Annotated in this window: 18 protein-coding genes and 1 tRNA gene; 6 read left to right on the forward strand and 13 right to left on the reverse strand. The window is 61.1% G+C overall.

Translation table 11 applies throughout. From position 1 onward, the window contains the following. Nucleotides 1–27: 27 nt before the first annotated feature. Nucleotides 28–1,845: a lipid A export permease/ATP-binding protein MsbA gene (gene msbA / locus DA1_RS17340; RefSeq protein ID WP_034392846.1), complete on the reverse strand. Its 1,818-nt coding sequence runs from the start codon at nucleotides 1,843–1,845 to the stop codon at nucleotides 28–30. Between the two features lie 189 nt (nucleotides 1,846–2,034). On the opposite strand from msbA, the gene tolB reads away from it, so the two are divergent. The 5 genes from tolB (at nucleotide 2,035) to DA1_RS17365 (ending at nucleotide 5,727) form a co-directional block, all read left to right on the forward strand. After that, nucleotides 2,035–3,354, forward strand: a complete 1,320-nt coding sequence (tolB, locus tag DA1_RS17345; protein WP_034392848.1) for a Tol-Pal system beta propeller repeat protein TolB — start codon at nucleotides 2,035–2,037, stop codon at nucleotides 3,352–3,354. A gap of 77 nt (nucleotides 3,355–3,431) precedes the next feature. Next, a complete protein-coding gene (gene pal / locus DA1_RS17350; RefSeq protein ID WP_013802696.1) occupies nucleotides 3,432–3,974 on the forward strand; it encodes a peptidoglycan-associated lipoprotein Pal in 543 nt (180 codons plus the stop codon). Continuing rightward, nucleotides 3,974–4,756 carry a tol-pal system protein YbgF gene (gene ybgF / locus DA1_RS17355; RefSeq protein ID WP_012205234.1) on the forward strand — a complete coding sequence of 261 codons (783 nt, stop codon included), beginning with the start codon at nucleotides 3,974–3,976 and terminating at the stop codon, nucleotides 4,754–4,756. Before pal ends, ybgF begins: the two co-directional genes overlap by 1 nt. Further along, nucleotides 4,756–5,583, forward strand: a complete 828-nt coding sequence (locus tag DA1_RS17360; RefSeq protein ID WP_034392851.1) for a tRNA threonylcarbamoyladenosine dehydratase — start codon at nucleotides 4,756–4,758, stop codon at nucleotides 5,581–5,583. Before ybgF ends, DA1_RS17360 begins: the two co-directional genes overlap by 1 nt. 68 nt (nucleotides 5,584–5,651) lie before the next feature. Then, nucleotides 5,652–5,727, forward strand: a tRNA-Lys gene (locus DA1_RS17365). A 72-nt stretch (nucleotides 5,728–5,799) separates the two neighbouring features. Here DA1_RS17365 and DA1_RS17370 read toward each other — a convergent pair. The 9 genes from DA1_RS17370 to DA1_RS17400 all read right to left on the reverse strand — a co-directional run bounded on the left by DA1_RS17370 (nucleotide 5,800) and on the right by DA1_RS17400 (nucleotide 11,897). Then, entirely contained in the window at nucleotides 5,800–6,738 is a 939-nt protein-coding gene (locus DA1_RS17370; protein WP_373861119.1) for a tyrosine-type recombinase/integrase, read from the reverse strand. A gap of 98 nt (nucleotides 6,739–6,836) precedes the next feature. After that, complete coding sequence (locus tag DA1_RS30480) at nucleotides 6,837–7,073, reverse strand: hypothetical protein (protein WP_155294220.1); 237 nt, start codon at nucleotides 7,071–7,073, stop codon at nucleotides 6,837–6,839. Next, entirely contained in the window at nucleotides 7,070–7,465 is a 396-nt protein-coding gene (locus tag DA1_RS17375; RefSeq protein ID WP_062794137.1) for a helix-turn-helix domain-containing protein, read from the reverse strand. Before DA1_RS17375 ends, DA1_RS30480 begins: the two co-directional genes overlap by 4 nt. Before the next feature lie 136 nt (nucleotides 7,466–7,601). Further along, nucleotides 7,602–8,306 (reverse strand): hypothetical protein, encoded by a 705-nt coding sequence (locus DA1_RS17380; protein WP_034392857.1) that lies wholly within the window; start codon nucleotides 8,304–8,306, stop codon nucleotides 7,602–7,604. After that, nucleotides 8,299–8,739, reverse strand: coding sequence for a hypothetical protein (locus tag DA1_RS17385; protein WP_034392860.1), 441 nt, complete (start codon nucleotides 8,737–8,739; stop codon nucleotides 8,299–8,301). Before DA1_RS17385 ends, DA1_RS17380 begins: the two co-directional genes overlap by 8 nt. After that, nucleotides 8,736–9,497 (reverse strand): hypothetical protein, encoded by a 762-nt coding sequence (locus tag DA1_RS17390; RefSeq protein WP_155294221.1) that lies wholly within the window; start codon nucleotides 9,495–9,497, stop codon nucleotides 8,736–8,738. Before DA1_RS17390 ends, DA1_RS17385 begins: the two co-directional genes overlap by 4 nt. Before the next feature lie 248 nt (nucleotides 9,498–9,745). Further along, on the reverse strand, nucleotides 9,746–10,726 hold the full coding sequence (locus DA1_RS17395) for a hypothetical protein (RefSeq protein WP_034392864.1): 981 nt from the start codon (nucleotides 10,724–10,726) through the stop codon (nucleotides 9,746–9,748). 194 nt (nucleotides 10,727–10,920) lie between these two features. Continuing rightward, nucleotides 10,921–11,238, reverse strand: a complete 318-nt coding sequence (locus DA1_RS30485; RefSeq protein WP_155294222.1) for a hypothetical protein — start codon at nucleotides 11,236–11,238, stop codon at nucleotides 10,921–10,923. Nucleotides 11,239–11,483: 245 nt separating this feature from the next. After that, nucleotides 11,484–11,897, reverse strand: a complete 414-nt coding sequence (locus DA1_RS17400; RefSeq protein WP_230590775.1) for a hypothetical protein — start codon at nucleotides 11,895–11,897, stop codon at nucleotides 11,484–11,486. 364 nt (nucleotides 11,898–12,261) lie between these two features. Here DA1_RS17400 and DA1_RS17405 point away from each other — a divergent pair, with 364 nt between their 5' ends. Further along, complete coding sequence (locus tag DA1_RS17405; RefSeq protein WP_034392866.1) at nucleotides 12,262–12,492, forward strand: hypothetical protein; 231 nt, start codon at nucleotides 12,262–12,264, stop codon at nucleotides 12,490–12,492. Nucleotides 12,493–13,238: 746 nt separating this feature from the next. Here DA1_RS17405 and DA1_RS17415 read toward each other — a convergent pair. From DA1_RS17415 to DA1_RS30490, 3 genes are all read right to left on the reverse strand, one after another. Then, nucleotides 13,239–13,625, reverse strand: a complete 387-nt coding sequence (locus DA1_RS17415) for a hypothetical protein (protein WP_155294223.1) — start codon at nucleotides 13,623–13,625, stop codon at nucleotides 13,239–13,241. A gap of 387 nt (nucleotides 13,626–14,012) precedes the next feature. After that, nucleotides 14,013–14,561, reverse strand: a complete 549-nt coding sequence (locus DA1_RS29800) for an ATP-dependent Clp protease proteolytic subunit (RefSeq protein ID WP_080736848.1) — start codon at nucleotides 14,559–14,561, stop codon at nucleotides 14,013–14,015. A 36-nt stretch (nucleotides 14,562–14,597) separates the two neighbouring features. Continuing rightward, complete coding sequence (locus tag DA1_RS30490; RefSeq protein WP_155294224.1) at nucleotides 14,598–15,134, reverse strand: hypothetical protein; 537 nt, start codon at nucleotides 15,132–15,134, stop codon at nucleotides 14,598–14,600. Nucleotides 15,135–15,374 lie beyond the last annotated feature (240 nt).

Below are 15,374 nucleotides of genomic sequence, written 5' to 3' on the forward strand. Positions count from 1 at the left end.
GCACTGCCGGTGCCGCCGCTGTCCAGCTCAGGTTGTGTGATTCCTGCTCAATCGGGCGTACAGGCCGTCCCGCGCCAGCAGCTCGGCATGTGTTCCCTGCTCGGCAATGCGGCCGCGCTCCATCACCACCACGCGGTCGGCATGCTCGATGGTCGAGAGCCTGTGTGCGATGACCAGGGTCGTGCGGCCCTGCATCAGCCGCGTCAGCGCCTCCTGCACCAGGCGCTCGGATTCGTTGTCCAGGGCCGAGGTGGCCTCGTCCAGGATCAGGATGGGCGCATCCTTGTACAGCGCCCGTGCAATCGCCAGCCGCTGGCGCTGGCCCCCCGACAGCTGGCTGGCGTTGTGGCCCACCACCGTCTGCAGACCGTTGGACAGGCCGCGCACGTGGGTGCCCAGATTGGCGGCATCCAGCGCGGCCCACAGCTGGGCCTCGTCTTCCACCCCGCCCAGCGCCACGTTGGCGGCAATGGTGTCGTTGAACATCACCACATCCTGGCTGACCATGGCGAACTGCTGGCGCAACGCGGCCAGATCCCATTCGGGCAGGGGCGTGCCGTCCAGCAGCAACTGGCCGCCCGTGGGCTGCAAAAAGCGTGGCAGCAGGTTCACCAGCGTGGTCTTGCCCGCGCCAGAGGGGCCGACCAGGGCCACCACCTCGCCCGGGCGCACGCGCAGGTCCACATGGCTCAGGGCGGGTGCCTTGTCCTCGCCAAACTGCACGGACACGTCGCGCAACTCGATCTCGCCACGCGCCTTGCCGGGCACCTGCGTGCCGCCGGTCTCGTCGCCCGAGCCCTCCAGCAGATGCAGGCCCCGCTCCAGCGCAGCCACGCCACGCGTGATGGGGTTGGCCACATCGGCCAGGCGTCGGATAGGGGCAATCAGCATCAGCATGGCCGTGATGAAGGCCGCAAAGCTGCCCACCGTCACATCCTGCACATTGGCCGCAGCAGCGCCCGTGCCCCGGCTTTGCCACAGCGCAATGCAGATCACGGCCGACAGTGCGGCGGCGGCCAGCAACTGGGTCAGCGGCGTCATGGCCGCCGAGGCGATGGTGGCCTTGATGGCCAGCTTGCGCAGCTGCCCGCTCAGGCCGCCAAAGCGCTTTTGCTGGCCCTGTTGCGCGCCATGCAGGCGCACCATGCGGTGGGCCAGAACGTTCTCTTCCACCACATAGGCCAGGGAATCGGTGGCCTCCTGGCTGATCTTGGTGATGCGGTACAGGCGGCGCGACAGCGTCTTCATGATCCAGGCCACGCCCGGCACCACGGCCGCCACCACCAGCGTCAGCTGCCAGTTCAGATACAGCAGGTAGCCCAGCAGCGCCACCAGCGTGAAACCGTCGCGCGAGATGCCCAGCATGGCCTGCACCAGCAGCGTGGAGCCGGTCTGCACCTCATAGACCACGGTATTGGACAGCGATGAGGCCGACTGGCGCGAGAACAGCGCCATATCGGCCGCCAGCAGCCGCTCGAACAGGCGCTTGCGCAGCGCCAGCATGCCCTCGTTGGCAATGCGCGCCAGCGCGTACTGGCCCACGAACTGCGACAGGCCCCGCACCAGGAACACGCCGATGATGGCCAGCGGCACCGACCACAGCGGCAGCGTGCCGTCGGTGAAGCCGCTGTCCAGCAGCGGCTGCAGCAGGGCAGGGATCAATGGCTCGGTGACCGCGCCCACCAGCGTGGCAGCCACGGCCAGCGTCCAGGCCAGGCGCTGGCCACCAAAGTAGGGTGACAGGCGCTTGAGGCGCTGCGACAGGGTCAGGGTGCTGGCGAGATCAAGGGCCGCCGGTGCGGCGGACGGCGCAGGGGCCGGCGGCGGTGAGGATGGTGCTTGCATGAAGCGCGGATTTTACGGCGGGCTTGCCTGGGGCTGCCTCATGGGGAACTGATGCGGCTGGCGGGGATCGAGAAAGCCTGGGCCGACAGACCCTACAGTGCACGTTCTTACATCGAGACGCATCCAGTGTGTGTAACATTCGCACCTGTGCAAGTACCGGGGTCTTCCCGTAGATATTGATGAATGCCAATGACTATTGACCGACTCCTTTCTCCCTCCTCCCTGGCGGCCGTGCCGCGCACTTCGCGCCGAACCCTGCTGGCCGCTCTCGCTTCAACCCCCGCAATTCCCGCGCTGGCCCAGTTCCGCGTCGAAGTGACGGGCGTGGGCCTGACCCAGTTGCCCATCGCCATTGCAGCATTCAAGGGAGAAGGGCAGGCGCCCCAGAAGATCTCGGCCATCATCCAGGCTGACCTGGAGCGCAGCGGTCAATTCCGCGCCGTGGACACGGCCGGCGTCCAGCTGGACGAAACCTCGCGCCCCGACGTTGCCATGTGGCGCCAAAAGAGCGCTGACTCGCTGGCCGTGGGCAGCATCACGCGCCTGGCCGATGGCCGCTACGACGTGCGCTTTCGCCTTTGGGACGTGGTCAAGGGCCAGGACCTGGGCGGCCAGGGCTTTGCCGTCACCACCGGCGACCTGCGCCTGGTGGCCCACCGCATCTCCGACTACATCTACGAAAAACTCACGGGCGAGAAGGGCGTGTTCTCCACGCGCATCGCCTACGTGACCAAGGCGGGCAGCAACTACCGCCTGTGGGTGGCCGATGCCGATGGCGAGAACGCCCAGTCGGCCCTGTCCAGCCCGGAACCCATCATCTCGCCCGCCTGGTCGCCCACCGGCACCCAGCTGGCCTACGTGTCCTTCGAGTCGCGCAAGCCCGTCGTCTATGTGCACGATGTGGCCAGTGGCCGCCGCCGCCTGGTTGCCAACTTCCGGGGTTCCAACAGCGCACCGGCCTGGTCGCCTGACGGCAACTCCCTGGCCGTCACGCTCAGCCGCGATGGCGGCTCGCAGCTGTACCTGATCAGCGCCCAGGGCGGCGAGCCGCGCCGACTGATGCAAAGCAGCGGCATCGACACCGAGCCGAACTTCTCCAGCGATGGCCGCTCCATCTACTTCGTCAGCGACCGTGGCGGTGCTCCGCAGATCTACAAGGTGCCGGCCTCGGGCGGCAGTGCGGAACGCGTCACCTTCACCGGCAACTACAACATCTCGCCCAGCGTCAGCCCCGATGGAAAGTGGCTTGCCTACATCTCGCGCGTGGGCGGCGGCTTCAAGCTCCACGTCATGGACCTGGGCACCGGCACAGTGAATGCCATCACCGACACCACGGCCGACGAAAGCCCCAGCTTCGCCCCGAACAGCCGCCTGATCGTCTACGCCACCCTGCAGCAGGGCCGCGAATCCCTGATGACCACCACGCTCGACGGCAAGATCAAGGCGCGGCTGGCAGGGCAGGGCGGTGACATCCGCGAGCCCGACTGGGGTCCGTTCCAGCGCCAGTGATATCCGGCTTCCTCGATTTCTTTTCAGTCAACCAGTCAACTCAGCACGAAGTCCACCCGGACATACGGAGATTTTTCATGATCACCATCAAACGACTTTCCCTGGCACTTGCAGTCACCGCACTCATGGCAGGTTGCAGCTCGGGCGTCAAGCTTGACGAAACCCCGGTCACCGACGCGGGCGCCACCAGCACGGGCCAGGGCAGCGGTGCCGGCACCGGCAGCACCTCGCAAAGCGGCATCTCGGGCGTGGACCTGACCGGCTCGGCCGCCGACAAGGCAGGTCCCCAGGGCGTCAGCCGCGTCGTCTACTTCGACTTCGACAGCTACGTCGTCAAGGCCGATGCCCAGCCCCAGATCGAAGCCCACGCACGCTTCCTGAAGGCATCTTCCGCTCGCAAGGTCCAGATCGAAGGACACACCGACGAGCGCGGCGGCCGCGAATACAACCTGGCCCTGGGCCAAAAGCGCGCCGAAGCTGTGCGCCGCTCGCTGGGCCTGCTGGGTGTCAGCGACGCGCAAATGGAAGCCGTGAGCTATGGCAAGGAAAAGCCTGCCTCCGAAGGCCATTCCGAAGACGCCTACGCGCAAAACCGCCGCGCTGAACTGTCCTACCGTTGATGAACATGCAGCGCTCCCCGATCCTGCATCGCACCGCGCTGCGCACGCTGCTGGCTGCTGGCCTGATGGCCGGCTACGCCGCCAGCGGCCATGCCGCACTGTTCGGCGATGACGAGGCGCGCCGCGCCATCCTGGAAATGCGCCAGCGCGTCGACAGCATGCAGCAGTCGCAGCAGCGCATGACCGAGGAAAGCTCGCAAACGCGCCGTGGCCTGCTCGAACTGCAGTCGCAGATCGAGCAGCTCAAGTCCGAGCAAGCCAAGCTGCGCGGCCAGAACGAGCAGCTGCTGCGCGATGTAGCCGAGCTGCAGCGCGGCCAGCGCGACATCGCCAAGGGCGTGGACGAGCGCCTGCGCCAGTTCGAGCCCGTCACGGTGACGGTGGACGGCCAGGAATTCGCAGCCGACCCGGCAGAGAAACGCGACTTTGAAGCCGCGCTGGCGCAGTTCCGCGCAGGCAGCTTTGCCGAAGCCGGCACGGCGTTCTCGTCCTTCCTGAACCAGTGGCCCAAGAGCGGCTATGTGCCCTCGGCACGCTTTTGGCTGGGCAACGCGCAGTACGCTAATCGCAACTACAAGGACGCGATCACCAACTTCCGCGCGCTGCTGGCAGCAGCCCCCATGCACGGCCGGGCGCCGGAGGCGGCACTGTCCATCGCCAACTGCCAGATCGAGATGAAGGACACCAAGGGCGCGCGCAAGACGCTGGAAGACCTGATCAAGGCCTATCCCAACGCCGAAGCCACGGCTGCGGCCAAGAACCGTCTCGCCAGCCTCAAGTGATGAACGACACGGGCTCTTCATCCCTCCCGGAAGAAGACAAGACAGCGCCTGAAGCAGGCGCTGTTTTTTCTGATGCCGACCTGCAGCGCCGCTTCGGCGGCCTGGAGCGCCTGTATGGCGTGCCGGGCGCCGCGCGCATCCGCGCCGCGCACGTCGTCGTGGTGGGCATCGGCGGCGTGGGCTCCTGGACCGCCGAGGCGTTGGCGCGCAGCGGTGTGGGCGAGCTCACGCTCATCGACATGGACCATGTCGCCGAGTCCAACATCAACCGCCAGATCCATGCACTCACCACCACCGTGGGCCAGGCCAAGATCGAAGCCATGCGCGAGCGCATCGCCCAGATCAACCCCGCCTGCCGCGTGCACTGCATCGACGACTTCGTTGACCCGGACAACTGGCTGCGCCTGCTGCCCCCGGGCGCCGACGCCGTCATCGACGCCTGCGACCAGGTCAAGGCCAAGACCGCCATGGCCGCCCATGCGCGCGCCACGCAGCAATGCTTCATCTCCGTGGGTGCAGCGGGGGGCAAGCGCCTGGCTCACAAGGTCGATATCGACGACCTCAGCGCCACCACGCACGACCCGCTGCTGGCCCAACTGCGCTACCGCCTGCGCCGCGAGCACGGCGCACCCAAGGAAGGCAAGCGCATCGGCATCGCCTGCGTCTTCAGCCGCGAGGCTGTCGCCCCGCCCGATGCCTCTTGCGCCATCGAAGGCGACGGCACGCTCAACTGCCACGGCTACGGCTCGGTAGTGGCCGTCACCGCCACCTTCGGCCAGTGCGCCGCAGGCTGGGTCATCGATCAACTGAGCCGCATCAAGAATTGAAGCGTAAATTTTGGTGCTAGAATCTATGTCTTCGCTAAGCAGCATCTGATGCATGCAAAGCGTGGTTCGGGTCTTTAGCTCAGTCGGTAGAGCAGCGGACTTTTAATCCGTTGGTCGCGAGTTCGAATCTCGCAGGACCCACCAACAAATACGCGGAAGCCGCGCTATCGTAAAGGTAGCGCGGCTTTTGTTTTATTCCCAATTTGGGAATAGAGGTCAGCCCAGGGACTGCCGTTTCGAGACCTTCGAGCGGTCGTAGACGCGGGCCGTGGTGGCTGAGCTGGCGTGAAGCTCGGGCAGGGCACCATACCGTGCCTTGTGCTGGGTCGTGTAGTACGCCCGCAGGTCGTGGAAGGTGAAGCGCCTGCTGATCACCTTGGTCTCCAGGGCTTCGACCATGGCCCGCTGCCAGCCCGTGGTGAATCCCGATTCCGTGAGTGGGCTGCCGTGCTGATTGATGAAGACATGCAGCGATGTCTCAGGGCGTGGCAGCTGCAGCAGCCTCTTGGCCAGGTCCAGCATGGCCGGGCCCATGGCGATGTTCTCCGCCCGCTTGGTGCCGCCGTGTTGCTTTGCGCGCATCAGCCGGATCTCGCCGGCCTGCATGTCGATCTGCGGCACCTGCAGGGCCAGGAACTCCACGCGGCGCGAGCCAGCCAGGGCGGCGAACTCGGCCATCAGGGCCAGGGTTTTGCGTGCAGGGCTACCGGCCTCCAGCCAGTCCAGGAAAGCGCGTAGCTCGGCCGGCTCCGGCGCCTCCGTCCGGGCTCGCTCGCTGTTCTTCTTGACCTGCTTGCACGGGTTGGCGTCGATCAGTCCACGCTCGATGGCCACGTTCATCAGGTTGGAGAGCAGGGCGATTTCTCGATTGCCCCGCACGGGCGCGTCTGCACGCTCTACGCGCAGGAACCTGGCGATGTCTGTAGGACGCACCGCGGCGGCTGGCACCTCGCCCATGACCTCAATGAGCTTCACGCTGTACGACTCGTAGTCCTTCTTCGTGCGCTCCGCCAGGGCCGTCCAGCGGGCTGTCTTTTGGTACAGGTCCCATAGCTCGCGGATCGTGCCCTGCACGTTTGGAACGTGATTCATCTCCAGCACGGCCTGTATGGCCGCGGTGCGGTCGGTGCCCAGGTTGATGGGCTTGCCACCCACCGGGTGATATCGGTAGGTGACAAGCCCGTTCTTGCGCGGCCGAGCCTCCATCCGGGGCAGAAGGCCGAAGCCTGATGCTCGCTCTCTTCTGCGACCCATCATTTACTCCAGTTGAAGCCGCGCCGAGCCGGTGAGGGCGCCTTGTTGTTCAGCCTCTCTTCCACGATGGTGCGACCAACCAGCGGAAGGCCGTCGGGACGGACACCGGCCACGGCGATGCCGAGTACTCGCTCGATGTAGCGGCGCTGGGCGAAGCGCTGCTTCAGTGGCTTGCACAGACCATTTATCTCGTCTTCGGTCAGGAAAGGACTTAAGGCTGGTGATTCAGCTGTCATGTAGCTGGCCCTCCTGTGCTTCTCTTGCGCGGGGTAGAGGCCGCGCTAGCCTTCTTTTTGGCGGCTGCCTTTGCCTTAAGGGCCTTCACATCCATGCCGGCATCACGCATCCACTTGGGGACTATGCCCATGTTCAGGAGTGCCTTGTCCAGATTGGATCTGGGATCAGGGTCCGAGACTTTCAGCCGGATGGTCGGCATCGGGCCAGGGATTCTGGACTCGAGCTTGACTTGGGTAACTCTTTGCGATTCCTTGAACGCCACAACATCGGCTTCGTTGAACACGATCCGGCGCCCGATGCGATAGCAGGGGATTGGTCCATAAGGAGCGGCCAAAGCGTAGAGCCCCCGAGAGGATATGCCGAGGATGGCTGCAGCTTGCTTAGCGTTCATGAGAAAACTCCTTGCTGTGTGGTCTGACGACGAAGGGGTTCCCAAGCATTCACGAGGAGGGCGCGTACGTTGTGCGATGACCCGTCTTGGCGCGTGAAGCGGGGGCGTTTTTCATTTTGCTCTGCCATGTTGATTGCTAGTTTGGGCAGGCGTTGTGCCAGCCGTATTGATCGCCGCGCTTGTTCTCTCCTGTCATGCCATCTGCCAGGCTGCCGATGGTGGCCGTCAGCACACGGGCTGCGTCAAGCGCTTCCCTGATTTCTTTGATGTCTGCGCTGCGGCCTGCACCATCCACTACATCCAGCAGGATGCTGGCCTGCAAGGCGATAGCGTCAAGAACGTGGTGCTCTTTGGTTTCCCCCTGAGCGGAGGCTGGTGCCGGATCGAATGCAGGCGCATAGACAGCCTGCTGTCCCGCCTGCAGCGCCCAGAGAGCCGATGAATCTCCCACAAGTCGAGAAGATCGGAAGACACCAGACAGGTCGACTGCCAGCGGCAGAGCTTCTCGAAGCAGGCAGCGCGCGGCGTTGATGGGGTCACTGCCATCGGTCTTTGCAGCGCTCAGCGCCTTTGTTGCTGTGTCCAAGCTGTCGGCGACCATGGCGAGAAGCTCACCCATGGCTGGCCTCGGGCCGTCCCCCATCCACGTTCCGTCGGTCCTGTTCACGTCCATCAGCAGAGCATCAGCCGTGTCGATGGCTTCATGGCCGGGGATGCGTGGCAGCAGGTCCGCAAGAGGCAAGATCAAGTTGTGCACGCGCCGAGCCACGTGGCGAGCCAAAGCTTCATGCTCTTGGAGGATGTCGGGCTTCGCGACATCAATGCATGGCGCTTCAACCATGGCGGCACCTCGTTTTGCTGACTGGCTTGAACACCTCCAGCACGCGGCCGAAGACGGTGATGGAGTTGAGTATCTCGGGCGTGCATTTGCCCCACTGCAGCGCATCAAGCCCGTGGGGATCAGCGATTTCAAGGGAGCCGTCCAGACGGTGATGGAATCGCCTCACGCCGAACCATTGATGGCCCTGGCCGTAGTAGAAGGCGATCAGGTAGTCCGAGTCGCAGGTAATGCGGCGCGCATCGAAATCCACGCTGATCACGTCTCCGGCTTCGATGACGTGGCCGAACAGGCTGTGATGGGTGAGCAAGATGTGCCGCCCGAACATTCCTGCAGCCTGGGCAGGGTGCTCCAGTTGGCCCACAGCCGTCGCCGGCATGACGGGCCTTATGCGCTGCTGGCGAGCTGGCGCCTTGCGAACTGCGACGGCGCTCATGGCTTTGCTTTTTTCCTGGCAATGCGCTGCATGTGGAACTCAACATATTCCTGGCCTTTCCTGTCGAGGCTCGCATAAACCGGGTGTTGGTGCAGAGTGTCGGCGGGCGTCATCACCTGGCGGCCAGTCTCATCCTGCACTGCCAGCATTTCAGCCTTATCGCCCTCTCCAAACCAAGTGCCGATGTGTTGAATTCGGCCAATCATCGTATCGAGCAGCTCAGGCTCGGAGCGGGCCAGAGGCTTGGCGTCCATCACATTGATCTTGGCAATGAACGCATCTGGGAATTGCGACTTCAATGTGTCCAAGACCTTGGCAGCGTCTTGCCAGGATTCGTGACGAAACGCGAGGCGGGATCCGCGAGACGTCCAGACCTCGAATCGATGATCTGAGCCATTTCCCGAGGCCAGTTGCAGCCAGTCTTCCAGCGTCCGGATCTTGTCCTGGAACTCCCGTTCAATGGCGGCCATCCGGCCTTGATCCTTCAGCCGGCCCACAGCCCAATCAGGCAGGGGCGGAAGTGGATCAGGGACGATACTGGCGCAGTAGCTGTTCGTCTCCAACACACCGAGAATGAGGCATTCCCAGTGAGATGCGATCTCCTTGATGCGATCCAACAGGTCCAGCGCATCGACAGGCTCAGGCAGGGCTGGCGCTGCGCGGCGGTTCGGAGGAGTGGGGCGGGGGTTGCGGCCGGTCTTGGGGTTGATTCCGGCGTGGGTTTTCCCTGCCGCGCGAGGCGTGGCATCATTCGTCATGGTCTAAATTCCTGGCTAAGGGTTTTTGATCAAGAGCTCTGCGCAGTTGGAGCTGTGCAGGTTTCGGGCGAGGGCTAGCAGTTGGAGCTGCTGGCCCTTTGCTTTTTGGGCGGGAGGTGCTTGTTGATACTGCATAGGGTTGATGGCTTGGTTTGTGGGTGTCAACGATGCCCGTGATCCCGGTTCATTTAACTGGCAGCTTGAGATTTGCAGATTTGCAACACTCTTCAATGAGATTGGAGCGTTGCTCACGCCAGGGCTGCCTGGGGTTGCGAAGCTGGCTGCAGGGGTACGCCAGCGGGCTTCTTGTCGCGCTTCGGTTTCGGCGCGGTGCGCTGGGCCATCGCTACCTCGACCAAGGGGCGGATCAGCTCGACCACGCTGGCATACCAAGCGGGGCGGTAGCCAGAGTGCTGATGCTCTACAGCCTGATAGGGGACCAGCGCGCCGTACTCTTTGCCCAGTTCCGTCACCACCCATTTGCTGCGAGGCTGGCCCTTGCCGTTCGTCCAGCGCTCTTTCGTCTGGAAGCTCAGCTGCTCCAGCGCGTTGTTGACCTGTTCTGAGGTCGCTCCGGCACCGATGAGCACTGCCAGTTCCTTCGGCGTCGTGCGCGGGTTGTCCGTGGCGGCCGTAGTGGTCAGTAGGTTCGTGTAATCCAGGCCCGTGACGGCCTTCACTTCCTTCGCTGCGATGACCTTTGCCATGCCGTCATCCACGCCCAGCAGTTTGCAGATCTTGAGCTGTGCGCCAGTGATCGCCGCGGCTTCGCGGTAGCGCATTGAGGCGCGGGCGGGCTTGCTGGGGGCCGGCTTAGGCAGCGCGGCGGCCTGTTCCAGCTCCTCCAGGCGGGAGATGATGCGGTTGCGCAGGTGGATGTCATAGCCAGATGCGAGGGTCAGGGTCAGATTGCGGTTCAGCTCCACCGAAGACAGATAGCCGCGGCTCTCGTAGTGCAGCGTAAAGCATTGATTTTGTTCATGATCCAGAACGGGATCATCTTCAAATGCCCCTTTGAACAACGCTTCCACGTTGTCGCGGATGAACTGCCCGCGCTGGCTGGCCTTGTTGGCCGGGATGACGCTATCGACGTGCGCTCCCCCAAACAAGGTCAGAAGCATCACGCGGGTGTCACGGAGCACATGGCCGTGATTCTTGTCCGCGATGCTGGCGATTTCCTTGGTGTCCATCTTGCTGGGGATAGCGTTGACTTTGATGATGTTGCCCATTGGTTACGGTTCCTTTGCGGTGATTAACTATGCCAAATTTTTGAAAAAATTGCGCGTCACGATAAAGCTACTCATAAAGCACTTTTGAGTAACTCAAAAGTTGCTGAGGCGACTTTTAATTGGCTAACTACGATGTACTTTTTGGTTATTTCCGGTATGCGATGAATGGTTTGTTGACCTTCATCTTGTGTTAGTCATGTATTCTTTCTGCATGGGTTCGAAGCGGATGTCGTAGCCAAAAAAATCAATCCTTGTAGTTCCGTTGCGCTATCAAGCGCGGCTTCAAAGCCCCTTTTTTGAACGTTGCTCTCAGGGCTGGATGAGTCCAGCGTTGTAGGTTTGTGCTTAGCTCCTTGAAAATCCGGAAAAGAGATTTGGATATTCACATGGTCAATGCGCTTGGCCGGCTGGACGAGTTGAAACGGCAGCATGATCGGCGCACGGCTTTCAAGTCCTGACCCCTCATTTGCTGATTCAGTTCTGAGCCATGGCCCTGTTAGATCGGAAATCATGCCCAACCCCCGGCGAACAGATTGCGAATGATGTCTGGGCTTTCGGCGCGGTTGGTGGCGTCGCGTTCCTCCAGGTGCTCGAACACCGCCAGGGCCTCGAACTTGCTGCGAGGTTACGGGTGCTGGCATCTGGGATGCGCGGTGGTTGCGCCAGAGCAGGCCCACAGCCCAGGCCATTGACTGCAGCAGGGTTCCACCAGCGCGACAGCGCATGGCGACAAGACGGAACAGGCATGCGGCCTGGTTCATGAGGCGCTCCTTTTGATGGAGATGGGGAGGGCCTGGAACGCGGCGCCCGCGTCGATCTCGGTCTGGATGGTTTGTTCGCGCTCGTCGTAGGGCATGCCGGCTGCTGCCAGTTGCTCGCGCCGGGCGGCGGCGTAGTCAATGCGGATGCGCTCGCGGTCTTCGATCTGGCCGTTGCCGCCGAAGCCGCAATGCGAGCACATGCAGGGCACGCCCTTGGCTCTAAGCTCACGGCCCTGGCGCTCGGCGGCGCGGACTTGATGGGGCTGCAGGCCGTTGGCGCGGCAGATGCGACGGATCCAGCCTTCAGTGAGGCTGTTGTGCCCGTGGCGCGCGTCTTGGCGGACCTGCAAGAGCGCGTCCGTCTTGTTGAGCGTGATCTCTTCCAAGAGATAGCGGGAGAAGGGCTGCATCAATCACTCCAACAGGTTGAGGAATGGATGCCTGCGGCATCCCTTCGCAACACCTCGCTGCCGGGACTTCATCCCTGGACCTGCCCTCTGCATCCTGGTGGGCTTACCGGCTTCGTATCGCTTGCCGAGGTCTGTTCGCTTTGCGTGTGCGATGGATACATCTTATAACTTAAGTTATTTATTCGTCAATACTCTTGGTTATGTGATGTTCCAAAAAGATGCTCTACCCCTCAAGCCCTCTGCAACATGGCGATGTGAAGGGCGCTAGAACGTCTAGCGATAGGAGTTAGAAATGACGGCGCAGCGTCCGACCTTTGCTTCCCAAGGTCGATGGATACATTGGGGGATCACTCGGGAGACACCCATGCACCATCTCGACACCATCGATGGAATCATTGCGCTCGCGGAGACAGGCCCTGGCGTTGAGCCAGGCGAGGCGCTCAACGTACTGGCTAGGATCATCAGCGACATGGATCCCCAGGAGGCCCACTACAAGGAGCGGGTGGCTGGCTTGGTACTCGTTGGGGCGACACTGTGGCGCACGTCCATCGCGGCAGGCGACACGAGCATTGATGCTGCCCTTTGGCGGGCGTAGAGCCCCAACAAAAAGCCCCGGCATTCGGGGCTTTGGCATCCACAGTGGCGATGGTTACCTTTGTGAGAAGTACCTCTTCCGCACGCCATCAACCGTCTGGTTGCACAGATTCTGCGTCGCAAGAGTGATCTCGGGGACGTGGATGCAGACCCCTGGCGAATGCCGAAAAGAATCAGCCTTCACTTCGTCGAAGTACTGCACTTCGCCGTCGGCGAGTTTGACGGTGTAGCGCGTCTTGTACTGCTGTACTGGGGCCGAGTCGGCCGCTGATCCAAGCATCGCCCCCAAGATTCCTACTGCCAAGTTCGCTCCAACTGAGTAGCTGTTGCCGCGCAAGGATCGATCAATGTACGCGGCGCTTGCCACAGCCCCGCCGAGAGCTGCGCCGCCAGAAGTGCCTGGTGTGGATTGGTCAACAGTCTGGACGTCAGTTATCACGCCATATCGATCAGGCTGGTGAGTTCGGACAGCGTGGGTATCTTGGAGCTTTGCTTGCTCGTCGGGAGACAGTGCATCCCAGTTGTCCTTTGACAGGTGCGCAATCGTTTTGGTGGGTGTTGGCGCAGCTTCTTGAGTGCTCGGGGTTGTCAGCTTCCAGGCGCCAAGCGCAGGGACTTCGACCTGCGGGACTGCCGTATACCCTGGGTCAGTGGTCCTTGCGGTATATCGAGGCATCTCTGGCGCTGAAGTGGCGCAGCCAGCTAACGTGGCAGCCAACAATGCAAGGAAGAGCGGCGAGCGCATAGTCACTCGTCGAACTTGATTGCGCGGCCCTTGCCCTCAAGGCTACCCCAGCTCATCAGCGATATTCCGCCCTTTCCGTAGCGAGCCAAAACGACAGCATCGGCCCCCATCTCAGACGCCTTCTCTTTGAGCTTTTCAGTCACCATCTCGCGGGTAGGGTCCGGGTGGAAGACGGTGGTTTTGTTGACCATGACAGAGATGTCGCCAAGCATCCTGTACTTGCGGTCTGTGATGTCGCTTTCTGTGACCTGGATCTGCGATGGTTGCTTCTTCGGCCCCTGACCTGCAGTGATGTCGGCTGCACTGTTGTCCACTGAACTGGTTGACCAAGTTGCACAGCCCGTCATAGAGGCGCACAAAAGAATTGAGCAAAGAATTTTCGTGCGCATAGCTTTCCCTATTGTGGTGTTGTATCAAAAAGTACGGAGAGTGTAGGCCGTAACCGTTGAGCTTTGCAATGAGAAAGATTGCAAGTCACTCTACCGTCGCGGCCAAGCTCGGCCTGCGTGCCCTGCCGCATCCTGATCAGCCGATCCACTACTTCGATCGGTATCCCCAACCAAGCCGTCTTGACCGGCAGGAAGGCTGATGTTTTGGCCTGTACTTGAGTCTTTTGAGGGCTTTGCCGTTGGCGGCGCGTCGGCGCTGGCGGACTGGAGTCAGGGCGATAGTGTCATCGCATCATAAGAAATCCCGCTGACTAATGTGAAGTGGCGCACTCAGACTGCCGCTGTCTGCGAGGCAACGCGCTGCCTTGATGCGTGGCTGCAGCGATGCTAGACGTGATGCAGCGGCGCGCCTGGAGTTGGACTGAACAGGCCAAAACCATGAGCGACACCTGTACGTATTGCGTCGGTGGCATTCATGTGCAGATTGCCCCGTTCAATGATGTTCCACATCTGCTCGTCAAATGTGGCGCCTGCGGCAACTACTATGTCTCGATGCCTAATGATATCGAGTACCAAAGAATCATGCGCTCCTTTGAGTGCCTCAGGGCTCCCGCTACCCTGCAGTCCGGCGGAGTAAGGTTGATGGAACATGAAGGAGGCCGTATCGCATGTGTGCCGCTTGCTACCAGCCAAGTAGATGAGCGTTGCGCAAGACTCGATGGCACCCATGTTGAAGGTGCTGACAGGTATTTGTAGACTCTTGATAACGTTTGCGATCGTCACGGCGGATGCAATGTGTCCGCCTGGCGAAGAGATCAGAAGGTTGATCTGGGAAAAAGAACTATTCGCCTGATACAAAGCCGGAATAGATCTTGTAATCGTGCCGTTGTCTACAACGCCTGACAACGTCATCCAGACGATCGGTTTCTCATCCATAGCTCGGCCCCCTTTAAGCAGCCAGTCAACAGCAGCTCACTTGGAAAGATCAACTATGCATTTGGCGAATTGCTCAACCATCTCGTTTGACCTTTCTCGTATCAATTGGCTCTCTCCAGCTTTAGAGTCTTTTACGGTTAGGTCAATCTCAATGTGCACATCTTGTTGACCTTTCTTCCTATTGAAGCCAAGCACAGTCTTTTGATTTTTCATGATTCCCTCGAAAACCTGCCTCTGTGAGTCATCAAGTGCTCCGATGAACAAAGCGTAGCCTGGGGTTTCTGCCTCTGTTCTGATGATATTTTTTGGAGCAATCCCATTGGTGTCTCTCAGGAAAGCGTTTGCTGGAGCCCACGCTTTGGCACTTCCGTCCATACCATCTCTCACGCCAACCTTCAGCGCATAGCCAAAAGTATTCTGGTATGTCCTAATATAGTAGGAGCCATTTACCAATACAGGAGCGCTAGCCTTAGTAGCAAAATCACGGCCAATGGCGGCGAACTCAAAGCCACATGCACTTAACTGTCCGTCTGCCGTTTCACGATGACTTTTCACGAACAGCGTTCCAGACATGTACTCTGCAAGCTGCCTTTCTAGATCGCTTGTGGAGCACCATCCCGCCGTGGGCAGTAATGCAAGAAGAGCGAATAGATGATTTCTTGGCATGTCTTTCTCACATCATGATCTGCATACCATAGATTGAATCTGCAATTCGTTTTCCTGTCAATCGGACATGCGCGTTTGCAGATTAAACTTTAGAGTTAGGCCATCAGGGTCAATACTGCTGACAAAGAAATTTCCAGGTGCACCCTA

The sequence above is a fragment of the Delftia acidovorans NBRC 14950 genome (assembly GCF_001598795.1).
Lineage (GTDB): Bacteria > Pseudomonadota > Gammaproteobacteria > Burkholderiales > Burkholderiaceae_C > Comamonas > Comamonas acidovorans.

Excerpts from the sequence above, each read along its gene's own strand:
- msbA (WP_034392846.1), bottom strand. The coding sequence starts at position 1,845 with ATGCAAGCACCATCCTCACCGCCGCCGGCCCCTGCGCCGTCCGCCGCA.
- tolB (WP_034392848.1), top strand. The coding sequence starts at position 2,035 with ATGACTATTGACCGACTCCTTTCTCCCTCCTCCCTGGCGGCCGTGCCG.
- pal (WP_013802696.1), top strand. The coding sequence starts at position 3,432 with ATGATCACCATCAAACGACTTTCCCTGGCACTTGCAGTCACCGCACTC.
- ybgF (WP_012205234.1), top strand. The coding sequence starts at position 3,974 with ATGAACATGCAGCGCTCCCCGATCCTGCATCGCACCGCGCTGCGCACG.
- DA1_RS17360 (WP_034392851.1), top strand. The coding sequence starts at position 4,756 with ATGAACGACACGGGCTCTTCATCCCTCCCGGAAGAAGACAAGACAGCG.
- DA1_RS30480 (WP_155294220.1), bottom strand. The coding sequence starts at position 7,073 with ATGACAGCTGAATCACCAGCCTTAAGTCCTTTCCTGACCGAAGACGAG.
- DA1_RS17375 (WP_062794137.1), bottom strand. The coding sequence starts at position 7,465 with ATGAACGCTAAGCAAGCTGCAGCCATCCTCGGCATATCCTCTCGGGGG.
- DA1_RS17380 (WP_034392857.1), bottom strand. The coding sequence starts at position 8,306 with ATGGTTGAAGCGCCATGCATTGATGTCGCGAAGCCCGACATCCTCCAA.
- DA1_RS17385 (WP_034392860.1), bottom strand. The coding sequence starts at position 8,739 with ATGAGCGCCGTCGCAGTTCGCAAGGCGCCAGCTCGCCAGCAGCGCATA.
- DA1_RS17390 (WP_155294221.1), bottom strand. The coding sequence starts at position 9,497 with ATGACGAATGATGCCACGCCTCGCGCGGCAGGGAAAACCCACGCCGGA.
- DA1_RS17395 (WP_034392864.1), bottom strand. The coding sequence starts at position 10,726 with ATGGGCAACATCATCAAAGTCAACGCTATCCCCAGCAAGATGGACACC.
- DA1_RS30485 (WP_155294222.1), bottom strand. The coding sequence starts at position 11,238 with ATGATTTCCGATCTAACAGGGCCATGGCTCAGAACTGAATCAGCAAAT.
- DA1_RS17400 (WP_230590775.1), bottom strand. The coding sequence starts at position 11,897 with ATGCAGCCCTTCTCCCGCTATCTCTTGGAAGAGATCACGCTCAACAAG.
- DA1_RS17405 (WP_034392866.1), top strand. The coding sequence starts at position 12,262 with ATGCACCATCTCGACACCATCGATGGAATCATTGCGCTCGCGGAGACA.
- DA1_RS17415 (WP_155294223.1), bottom strand. The coding sequence starts at position 13,625 with ATGCGCACGAAAATTCTTTGCTCAATTCTTTTGTGCGCCTCTATGACG.
- DA1_RS29800 (WP_080736848.1), bottom strand. The coding sequence starts at position 14,561 with ATGGATGAGAAACCGATCGTCTGGATGACGTTGTCAGGCGTTGTAGAC.
- DA1_RS30490 (WP_155294224.1), bottom strand. The coding sequence starts at position 15,134 with ATGTCTGGAACGCTGTTCGTGAAAAGTCATCGTGAAACGGCAGACGGA.